Source organism: Vibrio sp. 10N.222.49.A3, assembly GCF_041475145.1.
Lineage (GTDB): Bacteria > Pseudomonadota > Gammaproteobacteria > Enterobacterales > Vibrionaceae > Vibrio > Vibrio tasmaniensis_A.
The window spans coordinates 1-860 of the sequence record NZ_JBFRVM010000191.1 but is presented as its reverse complement, the minus strand read 5'-3'; the positions used below and the strand labels follow the sequence as shown (position 1 = coordinate 860).

General features: G+C 47.2%; 1 protein-coding gene. It reads right to left on the bottom strand.

The features are described from left to right. A partial coding sequence (locus AB4589_RS22390; protein ID WP_372101711.1) for a type IV secretion system DNA-binding domain-containing protein occupies positions 1-860 on the bottom strand: 860 nt, incomplete at both ends.

The window sequence follows — 860 nt, the reverse complement described above, 5'->3', positions numbered from 1 at the left end:
AAATCGCTTTTTGATACGCTTTGGTCATGGCGGGCGATGGGGTGTAATCACGTTTTATAAAGGCCGGTGTCACATCTCGCATCTTATCAAAGTGCAAATCCAGTCGAGTGATAAAGCTGCTTCCTGGTACGCGAAGGTAACATTGCAAATCATCCATGGCTTGGATTTCACTGCTAGAGATAACCGGTCGTGTCACCGTCTGGTGGCCAATCGATACCCCATCACGGAGTGCATTTGCACCGTAAGAAATGTGCTCTCTTGAGACATCCACCTCTTGCTCACCCAAATCTTTGGATGAGATTTGCGCCATCTGCGCTGATGGGGCGCGAAAGTAAAAGCGAGAGTTGAGTAAATCAAAAATAACGTCCGCGGTATTTTTTCCGTAGGTTTTCACGAGCTGCGCATAAGACTGGAGACCAATCACATAACAGCCCCCAAACTTACGCACTTCGGCAATGATGGTGTCAAGCTCAGGCAGTTTATGCAGACTTGGCATTTCATCCATAATCACCCAGATGCGGCGGTCTTCATCGTCTTTGAGTCCCAAGATAGCGTTAGAAGCAATGGCAAGCCACGTCGAAATCAAAGGACGCAATGAGGCGTGTTGCTGCGCGTTACTCGATAAAAACAAAAAGCCTTTTTGTTTGTCATCTTGTACCCAATCGGTGATAGAAAACGGTTTACGTTTGGGCTCTCCTTTCGTGTCTTTGTCATCCAAGCCATCTAAAAAGCGTAGGCTCTTAATGTAGGTAGCGAGCACCGACTTAATGGAGATGGCCGTCTTTTTGATGTCTTTCGAGACCAGGGAAGCAGACTCTGTGCCTTGCAGGAAATTACCCAAGGTTTCAAGTTCAGACGTG